Origin of the sequence: Streptococcus parasanguinis, from assembly GCF_016648925.1 — a bacterium.
Classification (GTDB): domain Bacteria; phylum Bacillota; class Bacilli; order Lactobacillales; family Streptococcaceae; genus Streptococcus.
Genome location: NZ_JACLQX010000012.1, coordinates 362 through 18,057, shown reverse-complemented (window position 1 = coordinate 18,057; position 17,696 = coordinate 362). Strand labels below are relative to the sequence as shown.

Here is a 17,696-nt window from a genome sequence, read left to right as displayed (position 1 = left end):
TCACCTCATCAACAAGTTTGCTGATGTCACCTCAATTTTAGTCTTCGCGTTTTTTGCGTTTTGCAAGTCCCGCAAGGCCAACCATACCAAGTGCAGCACCTAACAATGCAGCAGATGCTGATTGTTCTTCACCAGTTTCAGGAAGTGCTGGAGCTGGAGGAGTTGTAGGTGTTGGTGGCGTTGGTGGTGTTGGCGGTGTTGTTGGTGGTGTTGGTGGTGTATTCGGTGGTGTTGTCGGCGGTGTATTCGGTGGTGTTGTTGGTGGTGTATTTGGCGGTGTTGTTGGCGGTGTTGTTGGCGGTGTTGTTGGCGGAATAACAGTGTTGTTAAACTCTGTATCTTCTGGCAACTGAGTAATAGCCGTCAATACTTTACCGTCTTTGTTAATCATAATACCCACAGTGGCAACCATCTTATCGTATTCGATGCTAGAATCTGTGCCACGGATTTCTTCTACATGGTAGAGATGAGTTCCTTCTTCACCACGTTTGAATTCAAGATTTGAGAAGGTGATCTTACCAGCCGCATCATTGGTTACGGTTTCGATCACATTTCCTTTTTCGTCCTTAAGAACGAAGCTGAATTCACCAGCCTTCAATGCACGACCTTCCAATTTCTTAGTGAATTGGAATTGAACCTTAACTGGAATGTTGACTACACGTTTTTCAGTTGGTTTTTCTGGTTTTTCTACAGTCTTCTTAGTTGGATCGTATTGGTGTACGATTTGTGAAGCTGTATTTTCAATGTCCACACCATCTTGAGCAGATTGTTTAATTTCTGCAGGAATTTCAAACTTGTAGTAACGTCCAAAGGCCAACTTAGTTGTGTCGATAACTTGTGTATTTTCTGCGTCTCCAAGTGACTTAGTCAAGTCTGCTTTAGATGTTGCAGTAATCACACCGTTTTCAACCTTGATATCAAACTTAGCTGTTACATCTTCTCCTGTTACAGAGTCGTATGCCTTAATATCAGCTCCGTTGACAGTCAAGTTTGCACTGTCATATTTATCTGTAACACCAACAGATTGAATATTGTGTGCTTCAGTGAATTTAGTTGTATCCAACCATACTTGGTAGTATACTTTATCACCTTTCTTGAGTGTCTTCGTATTGATATTTTGAGCTTCGTTGTTATCAGTCTTATCAACGTAAGGATTTGCATTTGTGTCCGCAACTTTATTCTTCAACTCGTCATCATCATCGAGAAGTTTCACACCTGTAAGATCGAATTTAGATTCGTTCAAGATGTATTTCTCTGGGTTGAATTCTGGAGTTTCAGGTGGACGAACAGTGTTGTTGAATTCTTTATCCGCTGGATCAGTTACGTTAGTGATGAGAGCTTTCGCTGTTCCGTCATGTTTAACTTCTACAGTTACTACTGCTTTCATCTCATCATAAGTGACAGTTCCATCAGTACCTTTCACTTCTTCAACTGTGTAGTTGTGAACGCCTTCTTGACCTTTCTTGAACTCAAGTTTAGAGAACTTAACGTTACCAGCCGCATCGTTCTTAACTGTTTCAACAACTTTACCTGTTGAATCTTTAAGTACGAAGCTGAACTCGTTAGCTTTAAGCTCACGGCCTTCCAATTTCTTAGTGAAGTTGAATTCTACTGATACTGGCACGCTGTTTACACGTTTTTCAGTTGGTTTTTCAGGTTTTTCAACTTTCTTAGTAGTTGGGTTGTAGTAGTTTACTACTTGAGCCGCAGTATTTTCGATGTCTACTCCGCCTTTAACGTCAGCTTTCACTGTAGCTGGGATATCAAACTTGTAGTAACATCCGAATTCGAATTTAGTTGTGTCGATGACTTGTGTGTTTTCTGCATCGCCAAGTGACTTAGTGAAGCCATCTTTAAGTGTTGCAGTAATCACACCGTTGTTCACAGTGATATCGAATTTAGCTGTTACATCCGCACCAGTCTTACCATCATAAGCTTTGATTGCTGAACCATCAACATCAACTTTAGCCTCATCGTAGTCATCTGAGATTCCTACTGATTGGATATGGTCTTTGTTGTTTGCGTCAAATTTAGTTGTATCCAACCATACTTGGTAAACAAGTTTTTGACCTGGTTTAACTGATTTAGTGTTAATATTCGCTGCTTCGTTATTAGATGCATCGTCCGCATATGGGTTCGCATTGGTATCTGCGTACTTGTCTGCCAACTCTTTATCATCATCTAATAATGAAGTTCCAGTCAAATCAAATTCTTTTTCGTTTAGAACATATTTTTCTGGATTGAATTCTGGAGTTTCAGGAGGTGTTACACGGTTGTTAAATTCTTTATCCGCAATGTCGCCTACAGTCGCTACGAGAATCTTAGCTGTTCCGTCGTGTGAAACTGTGACTGTTACATTCGCTTTCATGGTGTCGTATGTAACGGTTGCGTCAGTTCCTTTAACTTCTTCTACTGTGTAGTTGTGTACGCCTTCTTGACCCTTCTTGAATTCAAGAGCTTTGAACTTAACGTTACCAGATGCATCGTTCTTCACAGTTTCAAGAGTATTACCTTCTGAATCTTTAAGCACGAAGCTGAATTCGTTAGCTTTCAGTTCACGACCTTCCAAGCGTTTAGTGAAGTTGAATTCCACTTCAACTGGCACGTTGTTTACACGTTTTTCAGTTGGTTTGCTTGGTTTTTCAACTTTCTTAGTAGTTGGGTTGTAGTAGTTAACTACTTGAGCCGCAGTGTTTTCAATATCCACACCACCAGGTACATCAGCTTTCACTGTTGTTGGGATGTCGAACTTGTAGTAACGTCCGAATTCGAATTTAGTTGTGTCAATGACTTGTGTGTTTTCCGCATCGCCAAGTGACTTAGTGAAGCCATCTTTAAGGGTTGCAGTGATCACACCGTTGTTCACAGTGATATCGAATTTATCTGTTACTTCTGCGCCTGTTACTGAATCGTAAGCTTTGATCTTAGTAGAATCAAGTTCCAATTTAGCTTCATCGTAGTCATCTGAGATTCCTACTGATTGGATGTTGTCCTTGTTAGTTGCGTCAAATTTAGTTGTATCCAACCATACTTGGTAAACCAACTTGTCGCCACGGTTCACAGTCTTGGTGTTCAAGTTTTCTTTTTCGTTGTTTGATGCATCGTCCGCATATGGGTCCGCATTAGTATCTGCGTACTTGTCTGCCAACTCTTTGTCATCATCAACGAGCTTGTCGCCTGTGATATCGAATTTTTCTTTAGAAACAACGTATTTCTCTGGTTGGAACTTAGGTTCTTCTGGAGGACGAACTGTGTTATTGAATTCTTTATCAGCTGGTTCTGTCACGTTTGTGATCAAGGCTTTCGCTGTACCATCATGACGAACTTCAACTGTTACAACAGCTTTCATTGTGTCATAAGTTACGGTTGCGTCTGTTCCTTTAACCTCTTCTACTGTGTACTTGTAAGTACCCTCTTGACCCTTCTTGTATTTAAGGGCAGTAACCGTTTCACCAGCTTTATTAGTGTAATCTACTGGGGCAAACTTGATCTTACCAGCTGCATCGTTGGTTGCAGTTGCAATCACAACATTGTCGCTGTCTTTCAACTCGAATGTGAATTCGCCAGCTTTAAGGTCGCGACCTTCCAATTTCTTAGTGAAGTTGAATTCTACTGAGATTGGAACACTGTTGACACGTTTTTCAGTTGGTTTGTTTGGTTTTTCAACTGTCTTGCTTACTGGGTTGTAGTAGTTTACAACTTGAGCTGCTTTGTTTTCAATATCGGCACCAGCTACGACATCGTCTTTCACTGTTGCTGGAATATCAAATTTATAGTAGCGTCCAAATTCGAACTTAGTCGTGTCAATGATTTGAGTGTTTTCAGCGTCGCCAAGTGACTTAGTGAAGCCTGCTTTCAGGTTAGCTGTCAGAACACCGTTGTTATCAGAGATATCGAATTTAGTTGTTACGTCTGCGCCAGTAACTGAATCGTAAACCTTGATTTCTGAAGCATTAACAGTCAATTTATCCTTGTCGTAGTTATCTGTGATACCTACTGTTTGGATGTTATCTTTGTTGTTTGCGTCAAATTTAGTTGTATCCAACCATACTTGGTAGTAAAGTTTTTGACCACGTTCAACAGTCTTGGTATTCAAGTTTTCATCTTCGTTGTTGGCAGTTGTATCGACATATGGATTTGTGTTTGTTTCACCATATTTATCTGTCAATTCAGAATCGTCATCAACGAGCTTCGTACCTGTGATATCGAATTTCGCTTTAGAAACAACGTATTTCTCTGGTTGGAACTTAGGTTCTGTTGGTGGAGTGACACGGTTGTTGAATTCTTTATCGGCAGGTTCTGTCACGTTTGTGATCAAGGCTTTCGCAGTACCATCATGACTGACTTTAACAGTTACAACTGCAGCCATTTCATCGTAAGTAACAGTTGAGTCTGTACCCTTAACCTCTGTTACAGTGTAAGTGTAAGTACCTTCTTGACCCTTCTGGTATTTAAGGGCAGTGACAGTTTTACCAGCTTTATTTGTGTAGTCAACTGGAGTGAACTTGAAGTTACCGCTTGCGTCGTTGGTTGCAGTCGCAATCACAACATTGTCGCTATCTTTCAACTCGAATGTGAATTCGCCAGCTTTAAGGTCGCGACCTTCCAATTTCTTAGTGAAGTTAAATTCTACTGAGATTGGAACATTGTTGACACGTTTTTCAGTTGGTTTTTCAGGTTTTTCAACTTTCTTAGTCGTTGGGTTGTAGTAGTTAACAACTTGAGCCGCAGTATTTTCGATATCTGCACCAGCTACGACATCGTCTTTCACTGTTGTTGGAATGTCGAACTTGTAGTAACGTCCAAATGCGAATTTAGTTGTATCGATCACTTGTGTGTTTTCTGCATCGCCAAGTGACTTCGTGAAGCCAGCTTTCAAGTTAGCAGTGATCACACCGTTGTTGACAGCGATATCGAATTTATCTGTTACTTCTGCGCCTGTTACAGAGTCATAGGCTTTGATGTCAGCTTTATTAAGATTTAATTTAGCTTCATCATAGTTATCTGAGATACCAACTGTTTGGATGTTGTCCTTGTTAGCTGCATCAAATTTAGTTGTATCCAACCATACTTGGTAAACCAATTTAGAACCACGTTCAACAGTCTTGGTATTCAAGTTTTCTGCTTCGTTGTTTGATGCATCGTCCGCATATGGGTTCGCATTGGTATCTGCGTACTTGTCTGCCAACTCTCTATCATCGTCAACGAGCTTGTCACCAGTGATATCGTATTTTTCTTTAGAAACAACGTATTTCTCTGGTTGGAACTTAGGTTCTTCTGGAGGTGTTACACGGTTGTTGAATTCTTTATCAGCAGCATCTGTTACGTTGGCAACGATCGCTTTAGCAGTACCATCATGTGATACCACAACTTTAACAGTCGCAACCATTGTGTCGTATTTGACAGTTGCATCTGTACCAGGAGTTTCTTCAACTGTGTAGTTGTATGTCTTACCAAGATCATCACGACCGAATTCAAGAGTCTTGAAGACGATCTTACCAGCAGCGTCATTCTTCACGCGTTCAACTTCAACGCCGTCTTTCTTCAATACGAATTCGAATTCGTTCTTTTGAAGTTCACGACCTTCCAAACGTTTCGTGAAGTTCATTTCCACTGGAACTGGAACACTGTTGACACGTTTTTGTGTTGGTTTTTCAGGTTTTTCAACTGTCTTGCTTACTGGGTTGTAAACGTGAACTGTTTGGTTGGCTGTATTTTCAATATCAGCACCAGCTTTAACAGATTCTTTCACAGTTGCTGGAATATCAAATTTATAGTAACGTCCAAATTCGAACTTAGTTGTATCGATAACAGGAGCGTTTACTTTATCTTTGATAAATTCATCTTTAGAAGTTGCAGTGATGGTGCCGTTTTCAACTTTGATGTCGAATTTATTGGTTACTTCTGCACCAGTTACTGAATCGTATGCTTTGATGTCAGCTGCATTGACGTCCAATTTATCAGCGTCGTATGTATCAGATACACCAACGTATTGGATGTTGTTCGCTTCAGTAAATTTCGTAGTATCAAGCCATACTTGGTAAACCAATTTAGAACCACGTTTAACTGTCTTAGTATTCAAGTTTTCTGGTTCGTTGTTGGTTGTCTTGTCTACATATGGATCTGCATTTGTTTCAGTGTATTCATTTGTCAACTCATCGTCGTCATCCATCAACTTGTTACCAGTGATGTCATATTTCTCTTTAGAAACGACAAATTTTTCTGGTTGGAATTTTGGAGTTTCTGGAGGAGTAACTTTGTTGTTGAATTCTTTATCTGCAGTACCATCAGTAGCGTTACCATTGGCATCTTTACCTCCTGTTGATGTCACGTTTGTAACAGTTGTCAATGAATGACCGTTCTTGGCAACTTCAACAGTCACTGTAGCCTTCATTTGGTCGTAAGTCATTCCAAATTCTTTGTTTGCCGGAATCACTTCTTCTACAGTATATGTGTGGGTACCAACTTTTGTATTGTCAAATGACAATTCTGAGAAGGTAACATTACCGTCAGCATCATTTTTCACTGTTTCAACTTTGTTACCAGCAGCATCTTTCAATACGAAGCTGAATTCGCCTGCAGCCAATTTACGGCCAGCCAACTTCTTAGTGAAGTCAAATTTCGTTACAACTGGAGAAACCACATAGTTGTTAAACTCAGTGTCTTCTGGCATTGTAACAGCTGCGCTCAAGATACCTGTAGCTGCATTTTTGGTTACATTAACAGTTACGACTGCATTCATTGAATCGTAGTCGATGTTTGTATCTGCGCCAGCTACTTCACGTACAGTGTAAGTGTGTTCACCTACAGCGTTGTATTCAATCGCATCAAATGTGATAGATCCATCTGCTGCATTTTTCTTGGTTTGGATCACATTGCCATTTTCAAGCAATTCGAATGTGAAGGCATCCTTTGTAAGCTCTTTCCCTTCAAGACGTTTAGTGAACTTGAATTGAGCTTGAGCTGCAGCAGGTGTGAAGGTGTTGTTGAACTCTGTATCTGCAGGAAGTGTGTTTGTTGCTTTAAGAACATGACCTTCCTTAGTAACAGTGATTGTTACTTCAGCTTTCATTGGGTCGTAAGTCATGCCAGTTTCTTTATTTTCTGGGATAACTTCTTCTACAGTGTACTTGTGAGTACCAACTTGAGTATTATCAAAGGTCAAATCATCAAAGGCTACAACACCTTGTTTAGTATTGGTCTTGGTTTGAAGAGTCTTACCATTTGAATCTTTCAATACAAAGCTGAATTCGCCTTCTTTCAACTCACGGCCTGCAAGGGCTTTGCTGAAGTCGAAACGAGTCTTAACTGGAGCTACTGCAAAGTTGTTAAACTCTGTATCTTCAGGCATTGTAACCTTAGCAGTCAAGACACCAGATGCAGCATCTTTCGTAACGTTAACTTTTACGACTGCATTCATATCATCGTAGTCGATGTTTGTATCTGTTCCAGCTACTTCACGTACAGTATAAGTGTGAGAACCTTCTTTATCGTAAGAAATCGCGTCGAATTGGATGGTTCCATCAGCCGCATTTTTCTTCGTTTGGATGACATTACCATTTTCAACCAATTCAAATGTGAAGGCATCCTTCGTGAGCTCTTTCCCTTCCAATTTCTTAGTGAACTTGAATTGAGCTTGTGTAGCAACAGGTGTGAAGGTATTGTTGAACTCTGTATCTGCAGGAAGTGTGTTTGTTGCTTTAAGAACATGACCTTGCTTAGTAACAGTAATGGTCACTTCAGCTTTCATTGTGTCGTAAGTCATACCAGTTTCTTTATTTTCTGGGATAACTTCTTCTACAGTATATTTGTGTGTACCAACTTGTGTGTTATCAAAAGTCAAATCATCAAAGGCTACAACACCTGCCTTAGTATTTGTCTTGGTTTGAATGACCTTACCATCTGAATCTTTCAATACAAAGCTAAATTCACCGGCTTTCAACTCACGACCTGCAAGAGCCTTGCTGAAGTCAAACTTAGTCTTAACTGGAGCTACAACGTAGTTGTTGAAGACTTTATCATCTGCACTTGAAGCAAATCCGCCAGTACCGCTGTATTTAACGGAACCTTGCAAATCACCTTTAGAGTTCTCAGTTACAGTAACAGTCATCTTAACTGTCATACCATCGTAATCGACGTTTGTATCTGCCCCTTTAACCTCAGTGATTGTGTAAATGTAAGTACCAACTTTATTGAAGCTTAATTTACTAAATGAAGCTTTACCGTTTTTGTTAGTTACAGTTTCTTCATATGAAGGAAGTGATTTGTTTTCATTGACTTCTTTAATCTTGAAGCTAAATTCACCATCAACAAGCACACGTCCTTCCAATTGTTTTTCAACTTCTGGAGTGACTGTTACTGGTTCTTGCTTCACGTAGTAGTAAACAGGTTGTTTATACGGCGTCAAAGAGTTAAGCAAGTCAACGTTGGTACCGATACCAGTTACTCCTCGAATCAATTGTTCGTTTGGAGAAAGGTGACCAATGTTATCTCCCAAGAATGGAACAAAGACAGTCTTGTACGGTGTATATCCAGCAGCTTTTTGGAAGTCAAATGGAACTTCCTTACCATTTGCATAGGTTACACCTTTGCTATCTGTGAAAGGAATGGTGTTTAGTGGTGTTTTCTTAACAGCTAGTTCTTGTTTGTTATAATCACCTGGTTTAATCGGTTTGGTTTCTGCTAGCAACATGTAGCCATCAGTGCTCAAGCTACCATCAGAACGTTTGCTTTGTTGTTTTGGATCTAGAAGATAAACGCGAACAACTACAGATCCGTCTTCCCCTACGATTTCTTTAATCCGTTTAATTCCTGCACGCTCAGCGTCCATGAATTTAGTTCCAACTTTGTAAGGGCGACTTACATAACCTGATTGATCATTTGCATCAGCTGCTTGATACAATTTGTAACCATCAAATTGACGCTCTCCAGATGCTGTGAAGTTTTGCCCTTCCATAGCTTTAAGAGTGTATGAAGCTAACTCAACTTCATTACCATTTTCTTTATAATCTTGAACAGTTACATCCGTTTTATTCGCGTTAAATGTTGGATTATTTTTATCAACTACTTTATAGTAAGTTGTTTTATTAACTGATGCTGGAATCTTGGCATTGGTATCCGTAATCGTACGACCGTTATAAGCTGGTTCTACAACGTTGATAATATCTGTTGATGTACGAGCAGCATAAACAGCATCGTATAATTTTTGTTCGTCAGGTGTAAGTTGATGTCCTGGAGCTACTAAAGCTTGGATGCTTGCTCCAACTTCATAACCATATTGAATAAATGGTTGGTCCGTTTTACCAGGACCAGTTCCTGTACCTGGATCGTAATCAACTTGCCAAGTTAATTCACTTTTAGATGCAGCTGTAGTTGTTGTGAATTTTTGAATACCGCTAGAAGCTGTGATGGTTCTAGTTTCTACTACATTACCTGTAGTTTTATCGATTAATTCAACAGTTGTATCTGTAGAAGCATCAAATCTCTTGTATGCTCGAGTATAGTAGTTTGTATTGTAGCGTTCATTAAAGCGAGTGAGGTCTACGATGCTATAAGTATAGACATCGCCTTCTTTAGCAGCGTATCCTGATGGTACTGTTTGTGAACGAACACTTGCACCATTTGGATCCGTCATCTCAGGTGTAGCAACTTCACCGTCTTTTAGGAAAGTTGCTACAGCAACCGGCTCGTTATTGTGGTCTGTTAAAGCACGTTTACCACGACGGCTACGACTTGTTGCCAAAGCACCAGCATTTGTACGTTCTTCATTAGCAGTTGCTACAGCCGCAGCAGCATCTGTACTTGCTGCTTTTTCTGCTTGCGCAGTTGTTTCTGTGCCAGTGATTGGAGCTGCTGAACTTACAGTAGCTGAAAAAGTAGTTGTTCCTGCTGGTGTAGTTGCTTCTTCTCTTGCAGCTGCTCTCTCTGAGCTTTCACCTGCTGCAGCACGAGTTGCAGTAGGTTGAGCAGTGGTAGCCGCTGTTGTAGAAGCTGGTTTAGAGCTGGTTTCTGCCTTTTTCGCTGTTGGTAGAGCGATTTCTGGCAATGAACCAACGTTTAGTGGTTTTGAAGCTTCTTCAGTTTTTTTAGTTTCAGCTGGAGCTACCTTATTTTCTGTAGCAGCTGGTGTTGCAGCTGCCTCAGTTTTTTCAGTCGCTGAAGCTGGTGTTTCTGAAGTTGCAGCAGCAGTTCCAGAAAGGTCAATTTTTGGAACTGATGCCCCTTCCCCGTATGCCTTAGAAGCAGCTGGTGCTTCTGCTTGACTTGACTCAGTTGTAGCAGGTTGTGTTGCTTCTGAAGCTGCTGTTCCCGCAGATTCAGAGGCTGTTGTTGCTTCATCTGCTGACGCAGATTGAGCTCCTGCAGCAAAGAGTGCTGTTCCTAAAAGAACTGAACAAACCCCAACGCTATACTTTCGCAATGAAAAGCGCTGGCGCTTATTAAATACATCCTTCATTTATAGGATCTCCTTTTTCATATTTCATGATTCCATGATACAAATAAAATTGTAACACCCTTGACATCTACAGTCAATCTGTTGAAATTAATTTGTAATATTCTTGTTAAAATGTCATATTATACCACATATTTTTTAATAATTTGTGCTAAATTGTCACATTTTTTCCTATTCGGTTCACTTTTTTTACATCAAAAAAAGAATACAGGAAAACAAAGATCGTTCTGTCTTCCTATACTCTTCTATATCATTATTTCACTTCTGAGATCAATCCAGTATCCACATCATACACAGCTCCCGAAATAACGACATCCTCTGGAATCAAAGGAGAAGCCTTTAAAAGCTCCATATCCTCGCGGACACTCTCCTCAATATCTTGAAAGGGAAGGAAATCGCGATCTCCTACATCCACACCCAGTTCTTTCTTGAGATGCTGACGGAAACCTTCGTTTTCAAAGGTCTGTGCGCCACAGTCTGTATGGTGCAAGACCACAATTTCACGGGTTCCCATTTGCTGCTGCGAAATGACCAAGGAGCGGATCATGTCCTCTGTCACGCGCCCTCCAGCATTCCGCAAAATATGGGCATCTCCAAGAGCCAGACCTAGTGCAGGCGCCACGTGAAGCCGGGAATCCATACAGGTCACAATGGCTACCTGTGTTTTGGGCTTAATCGGAAGACGGAGGTCTCCATGTAGCGCTACATAAGCTTGGTTGGCTGTTAAAAAATTATCAAAATAAGACATGGTCTCTCCTTTATCCCTTTGAAATTCAAACCATCTATTATTTTACCATATCCGATCCTTTCTGTCAGGGGATACCTCCTGTCATCTGTCACATCTGAAAAAAAGCCTTAAACTTCCCGTTTAAGACTTTTCTACTATTAAAATTAAAATACTTTCTTCAAGACTTCAGACAGTGTACTCACACCGACCACTTCGATCCCTGATGGTGTCGAAATCCCTGTCAGAGAATTTTTCGGAACATAAATCTTGGTAAAACCGAGCTTGGCAGCTTCATTGATGCGTTGTTCGATCCGATTGACCCGGCGGACTTCTCCTGTCAAGCCCAACTCTCCGACGAAACATTCCTGCGGGTTTGTTGGTTTGTCCTTGTAGCTGGAGGCAATGGCTACGGCTACGGCTAGGTCGATAGCTGGCTCATCCAACTTGACACCACCTGCAGACTTGAGGTAGGCATCCTGATTTTGAAGCAAGAGGCCTGCGCGTTTTTCTAGAACCGCCATGATGAGACTGGCCCGATTGAAATCAAGCCCTGTCGTCGTCCGCTTGGCATTTCCAAACATGGTTGGCGTCACCAAGGCCTGCACTTCAGCTAGAATTGGACGCGTCCCTTCCATGGTAACTACGATAGAGGATCCTGTCGCACCATCCAAACGTTCTTCCAGAAAGACCTGACTCGGATTGAGGACCTCAACCAGTCCACCTGATTGCATCTCGAAGATACCGATCTCATTGGTCGAGCCAAAACGGTTTTTGACCGCTCTCAGAATCCGGAAGGTATGATGGCGTTCTCCCTCAAAGTAGAGCACCGTATCCACCATGTGTTCCAGCATCCGAGGACCCGCCAAGGTTCCTTCCTTGGTCACATGCCCTACGATAAAGATGGCGATGTTATTGGTCTTAGCTAGCTGCATAAGCTCAGCTGTTACCTCGCGTACCTGAGACACAGACCCCTGAACCCCTGAAATTTCAGGAGACATAATCGTCTGAATGGAGTCAATGATGAGGAAGTCAGGCTGGATGCGCTCTACTTCTGCTCGCACGCTCTGCATATTGGTCTCAGCATAAAGATAAAACTCACTGTCGATATCCCCCAAGCGCTCAGCTCGTAACTTAATCTGCTGGGCTGACTCCTCTCCACTAACATAGAGAACTGTTCCCACTTGAGATAGTTGGGTCGATACTTGAAGAAGCAGGGTCGATTTCCCAATTCCTGGATCTCCACCGATAAGGACAAGACTTCCCGGCACCACACCACCACCAAGGACGCGGTTAAATTCCTCCATCTCAGTTTTGGTCCGATGGACATTGATAGAGGTCACGTCCGCCAATTTCATGGGTTTGGTCTTTTCACCCGTCAAGGATACCCGTGCATTCTTGACCTCTGCGACCTCGACCTCCTCGACAAAAGAAGACCAAGATCCACAGTTGGGACAGCGCCCTAGATACTTGGGTGAATTGTAGGCACAATTTTGACAAATAAAAGTCGTTTTTTTCTTAGCTATGATTCTAATCCTCTCATTTTAAAATCTCTTATTAATTTTTCACATCAGTAACTATTTCTTTTCAGAACAATCAATCCACCATCATCCGCATGGACATAATACTCCCCATCAGGACTAAATCCAAAAATATAGGGTAAATAACCTTTATAAATTTGAGTTCTAGTTTCTTTATTCTCTTCCCAATAAATGGTTAAAATCGGATATTCTTCAGATTGGTTTTTATCCATTGTCACTCGAATGTTTTCACCATTGTTCAGAGGGAGACTTCCACCATATTGCCCAGCGATAAGGATAGGAGAATCAGAGCCCTCACACATGGCTACTAACTCTATTTCATCGTAATCACCATCTATTGGAGTAACTTGACCATTTTCACTGTCAATGATGGACATGTAGTCTGAAGAAATGCAAAGAATTTGATGATGGGCCTCAGGGATAAATGCTAGGTAAAGAAATCCTCCAATACTAATCTCAAAAATCTTCTTATACCCTCGACAATTCTCGGCGGTAAAAGCTTGAAAATCTTTATAGCTCATTTCATTGTACTTCTTTCTATATCTCTATCTCACACTCAATCACTTGGCAAAAATCAATCTTCTCATTTGGCACAAACTGGCGCATGAGCATTCCGTGAGTTACAATGATAATAGTTTTATAATTTTTATATTTTTCCAAAGCTGTTAAAAAACGATGACGCATCTCTAGATCAGTTTCATAGCGATAAAGAGAATCTTCAGATAAAGCTCCTTGATGTTTTAGATAATATTCATGAGCTACCAATACACTAGTTAAATCAGAGTTAGTGCCATCTAAGTCTGGACGCCACTCATGAAAAAACGGCTCCACAAACAAGTCCAATCCTGTTTCAACTGCTATATAATGTGCTGTTTCTAAAGCCCTCGTCACAGACGATGAAATAATAATCTCTGCCTTTCCAAAACTTGCAGTTTTAGCAACTTCTTTTGCCAGACTGCGACCTTTTCCTGTCAATGGTGCTAAATCACGACCAAAACCACTATAGAGTTGCGGATTTTCAAGTTTATCAAGCATACTATAATCTGGCTCCCCATGACGAACAAAGATAATCTTCATATTAAGATCCCCATAAAACTATCCAATCTTGATTCCGCAATCTTGCCACTGCTTCAGTGTTTTAGAGAATTTCTTCTGGTTGGCAACTCCGACAGCAGACAAATCGACAGAAACCTGATAATTCTCCTTGACAGCTGCCAAAACGGAAGCCTTGACACAGCCATTGCCATCTACCCCTATAAACTCTATGCTTTTAGCACCGTTTCCCTCTAAAAAATCTTTTAAATCTGGATTAGTAAAGCAAGAAGCCCGACGCTTTTCAAAAATACGAGAAGATACAACCAGCAAGTCGGTCGCAAATTTCTTCTTCCTATCTTTTCTCTCCCAGAAAAAACGATTGAGAATATAGATAACTCGGTCGCTAGGATAGGTAGCAATTTTGTCATTTACAGCTGCAGTCAGTTTTTCATGATATGCTTTTCCTACAGCAACGTAATCTGACTGCATGTCTACAACTAATAAATAGTCTGCCATTTTATTCCTCTATTTTCCCGTACTTCCAAATCCACCGGTCCGCACGCCATCCGCTTCATCCCCATCTGCAATTAAGAACGGCGCAAAGACAGCCTGAACTACACGTTCCCCAACTTCAAGGATGACTTCTTGGTCCGTAATGTTTTTCATCTGAGCAAAGATATGGCCTTCATTTCCTGGATTGCCGTAGTAGTCTCCATCGATAACCCCAACAGAGTTGATCAAGACCAGGCCTTTTTTGCGAGGGTTAGAGGAACGGTCATAGAGATAGAGCACCTCAGTCGGTTGCATATAGGCCTTGACCCCAGTTGGGACGAGGACGATTTCTCCTGGTGCAATGACCGTGCGCTCTGCCACCTTTAAGTCGTAGCCAGCTGCGTGTGCTGTCTCCCGTTTTGGCAACAAGTCCTGATTGGTATAGCTTGATACAAGTTCAAATCCACGAATTTTTGTCATCATGATTCCTCTTTCATTCTAAATAGTTTCTATCTTTTCTATTATACCATCACTTTTCCCTAGCGTCTCTTCAATTCTACTATTCGTATTTTTTGAGTAAAAACCTCCTTTTTCACCTTCATTATTTGTAAATTATATGATGATTTCATGGTTGTTTTCTAAAAGAAAGTGAAAATTAATGAAACAGCTTAAAAACACCTAATTTCACCGATTTTAGCTTGAAGCCAATTATTATTTTTGCTATAATTCCCTGTGTAGGGAATAATTTTAAAAGTAAAATATTTTACCCTATAAAATTATTTAATGGAGGTCGTGTCTCAGCACTCAATTCTAATTACCAACAGATAGGATTTGAAAGATCCATATCGTTAAAAGTAATCAGGTATTGATGATTAGGCACTAATTTTTTTATGAAAAGGGAAGATAAGATGAAGAATAGGAATATCAAAATTTTCTCATTTGTCCTTTGTTTAGTGGCCATGCTTTTCGCTTTAGGTCTGAATCGCACTTCAGCAGAAACTCCTGGAGTGACAGTAAGCGGAAAATGGGTCGATACAATTTCAAACATACAAGTTTCCAATAATGAAGGCGGCAACCTTGATTGGGAATTAGGACAATGGGCAACGTTCCGTATTAATGCAACATATGATTTAGCAGGTAAAAATGTTAAAGCAGGTGACCAAACTACAGTTACCGTACCAGATGCATTAATTATCACATCCGATAGTTTTGAAATTCGCGATATTAACACAAATGAAATTATCGCTCATGCTACTGTTGATGCTGAAAATAAAAAATTAACATTAACGTATACAGACTATGTTGAAAAACATTCCGATACAAATGGATCGTTCTTCTTCTATGCCCGTATCGACTTCAAAAAGCACCCTCAACAAGGAGAAATTCCGGTTGAAGTGACGGTTAACAACAAAACAATTATTGCAGGTAAAGTTACCTTTAAAGGGGTTGGTGATGGTGATCCAAACCTTTTAAAGAAAACAAGTTGGGTTCACAAAGATGACCCTAAGACTATTTCCTATACCATTTCTGTGAACCAACTAAAGCAAAATATTAAAGAGGTTACAGTAGAAGACACATTGCAATTTACCAATGCTTCTTATGTTAAAGATAGTTTTCGTGTGACAAAAGGTGAGATGTCTTATGTCGATGGTGGATGGCAATTTAATAATACTAAGGATGTAACCAATGAACATCCTGTAACTGTTGGTGAAAATGGTCAATCATTTGTTGTGAATCTTGGAGATATTAGTGAGACGGATCAATACCGTATTACGTATGATGTTCATTTAAATTACTCACCAGTCGATGGGGAAATCTTAAATAACCAGGCTACTTTAAAAGGTAAGAACATCGATACTAAAGAAGCAGTAAATAAAGCTGCCGTTCAAATTGCTGGTGGTTCTGGTGTTGGTTATGTCTTTACCATTCATATTCACAAAGTAGATGATGCTAACCAACCACTTGCTGGAGCTAAATTCAAAGTGGTACGTCAGGCCAACAACCAAGTAATCGGGGAATATGTAACAGATGATAAAGGTAACATTACAGTCAATGGTCTTTTAAAAGATAAATACATCTTAACTGAGTTACAAGCACCTGAAGGTTATACCATTACTACTGCTGATACCCCAGTTAATGCTGAAGACTTTAGTGGAACTGATAAATCAGTGACGAAGACAATCGTCAATCCAAAAGCAAAACCTAAAGCAACTCAAGCTACCATCGAATTAGATAAAACTCTTACAGGACGTGATCTAACAGATGGTGAATTTAGCTTTGAATTGTACGAGGGTGCTAACAAGCTTCAAACTGTTACAAACAAAAACGGAAAAGTAACATTTGCACCAATTGAGTACACCGAAGAAGGTGAACACACTTACACTGTTAAGGAAGTAGCTGGAAATACCCCAGGTATTACCTATGACAAGACTGATAAACAAGTAACTGTTAAGGTGAAAAAAGATGGCGACAACCTGAAAGCAGATGTGGCTTATCCAGATAATAAAACCTTCTCAAATACTTATACGGCTCCTCAACCAGCAAAAGCTAAAATTTCAGCGAGCAAGATTTTAGAAGGTGCTGAATTGAAGAATGGTGAATTCAATTTCCAATTGTTGGATGAAACCGGAAAAGTTCTTCAAACAAAACAAAATGCTGCAGATGGTACGGTAACCTTTGATGACATTTCATATTCATCAGAGGACGCAGGAAAAACCTTCCACTACACGATTAAAGAAGTTATTCCTGAAAGCAAAGCAAAAGGAATGACCTACGATGAAGGAAGTATTGATGCTACTGTAACTGTCACAAAAGATGATGCAAGCAATACACTCAAAGCTTCTGTGGCATATGGTGATAAGAAATCATTCACTAACAAATTGGTAACAACTTCAATTCCACCAACTCCACCGACTGTTGACAAACCTGAATTGAAACTGTACAACATTCAATTGCACAAAGCTAACGCAGATGGAAATGCTCTTGCAGGTGCTGTATTTGGTCTCTTTGAAGCCGATGGTGTGACCCCAGTTGCCAACCCATATGGAGAAGGTCAAGCGACAGCAACCTCAGATGCCAATGGTCTTGTAAGCTTTGTAGGCTTTGAGGCTAAGGATTATGTTATTAAAGAATTGACTGCTCCGGCAGGATACCAACTTTCAAACGTTTCAATCACTGTTTCTGCGGCAGAGTTAACTGCTGCGACAGATTTGGTAGTTGATAAGGGTAATGTGGTGAATAAACCATTTACTGCTATTCCACCAACACCACCAGTTGTTGAAAAACCTGAGTTGAAACTTTACAATATTCAATTGCATAAGGTGAATCTAGTCGGTCAAGACCTTGCAGGAGCTGTCTTTGGACTCTTTGAAGCAGATGGTGTGACCCCAGTTGCCAACCCATATGGAGAAGGTCAAGCGACAGCAACCTCAGATGCCAATGGTCTTGTAAG

Annotated in this window: 8 protein-coding genes; 1 reads left to right on the top strand and 7 read right to left on the bottom strand. The window is 40.5% G+C overall.

The window, feature by feature from the left end; all coding sequences use genetic code 11:
- Positions 1-37: 37 nt before the first annotated feature.
- The 7 genes from H7T97_RS05745 to H7T97_RS05715 all read right to left on the bottom strand — a co-directional run bounded on the left by H7T97_RS05745 (position 38) and on the right by H7T97_RS05715 (position 14,725).
- Positions 38-10,456, bottom strand: a complete 10,419-nt coding sequence (locus H7T97_RS05745; protein ID WP_201089701.1) for a Spy0128 family protein — start codon at positions 10,454-10,456, stop codon at positions 38-40.
- Between the two features lie 250 nt (positions 10,457-10,706).
- On the bottom strand, positions 10,707-11,201 hold the full coding sequence (locus H7T97_RS05740) for a beta-class carbonic anhydrase (protein WP_031575690.1): 495 nt from the start codon (positions 11,199-11,201) through the stop codon (positions 10,707-10,709).
- A gap of 143 nt (positions 11,202-11,344) precedes the next feature.
- Positions 11,345-12,706, bottom strand: coding sequence for a DNA repair protein RadA (gene radA, locus H7T97_RS05735; protein WP_201089723.1), 1,362 nt, complete (start codon positions 12,704-12,706; stop codon positions 11,345-11,347).
- Between the two features lie 41 nt (positions 12,707-12,747).
- The gene (locus H7T97_RS05730; RefSeq protein ID WP_201089699.1) at positions 12,748-13,239 is read right to left on the bottom strand and encodes a hypothetical protein; all 492 of its coding nucleotides are present in this window, start codon (positions 13,237-13,239) and stop codon (positions 12,748-12,750) included.
- 16 nt (positions 13,240-13,255) lie between these two features.
- Positions 13,256-13,795: a histidine phosphatase family protein gene (locus H7T97_RS05725; protein ID WP_201089697.1), complete on the bottom strand. Its 540-nt coding sequence runs from the start codon at positions 13,793-13,795 to the stop codon at positions 13,256-13,258.
- Between the two features lie 18 nt (positions 13,796-13,813).
- The gene (locus tag H7T97_RS05720; RefSeq protein ID WP_201089695.1) at positions 13,814-14,269 is read right to left on the bottom strand and encodes an isochorismatase family protein; all 456 of its coding nucleotides are present in this window, start codon (positions 14,267-14,269) and stop codon (positions 13,814-13,816) included.
- 9 nt (positions 14,270-14,278) lie between these two features.
- Positions 14,279-14,725: a dUTP diphosphatase gene (locus H7T97_RS05715; RefSeq protein WP_048716720.1), complete on the bottom strand. Its 447-nt coding sequence runs from the start codon at positions 14,723-14,725 to the stop codon at positions 14,279-14,281.
- A gap of 428 nt (positions 14,726-15,153) precedes the next feature.
- Between H7T97_RS05715 and H7T97_RS10385 the strand changes: the two genes are divergently transcribed.
- Positions 15,154-17,696 (top strand): SpaA isopeptide-forming pilin-related protein (locus H7T97_RS10385; protein ID WP_201089693.1); only part of this gene is annotated, 2,543 nt, incomplete at its 3' end.

Bases quoted from the DNA above. Each gene is read 5' to 3' on its own strand.
- H7T97_RS05745 (WP_201089701.1), bottom strand. From the start codon at position 10,456: ATGAAGGATGTATTTAATAAGCGCCAGCGCTTTTCATTGCGAAAGTAT.
- H7T97_RS05740 (WP_031575690.1), bottom strand. From the start codon at position 11,201: ATGTCTTATTTTGATAATTTTTTAACAGCCAACCAAGCTTATGTAGCG.
- H7T97_RS05730 (WP_201089699.1), bottom strand. From the start codon at position 13,239: ATGAGCTATAAAGATTTTCAAGCTTTTACCGCCGAGAATTGTCGAGGG.
- H7T97_RS05725 (WP_201089697.1), bottom strand. From the start codon at position 13,795: ATGAAGATTATCTTTGTTCGTCATGGGGAGCCAGATTATAGTATGCTT.
- H7T97_RS05720 (WP_201089695.1), bottom strand. From the start codon at position 14,269: ATGGCAGACTATTTATTAGTTGTAGACATGCAGTCAGATTACGTTGCT.
- H7T97_RS05715 (WP_048716720.1), bottom strand. From the start codon at position 14,725: ATGACAAAAATTCGTGGATTTGAACTTGTATCAAGCTATACCAATCAG.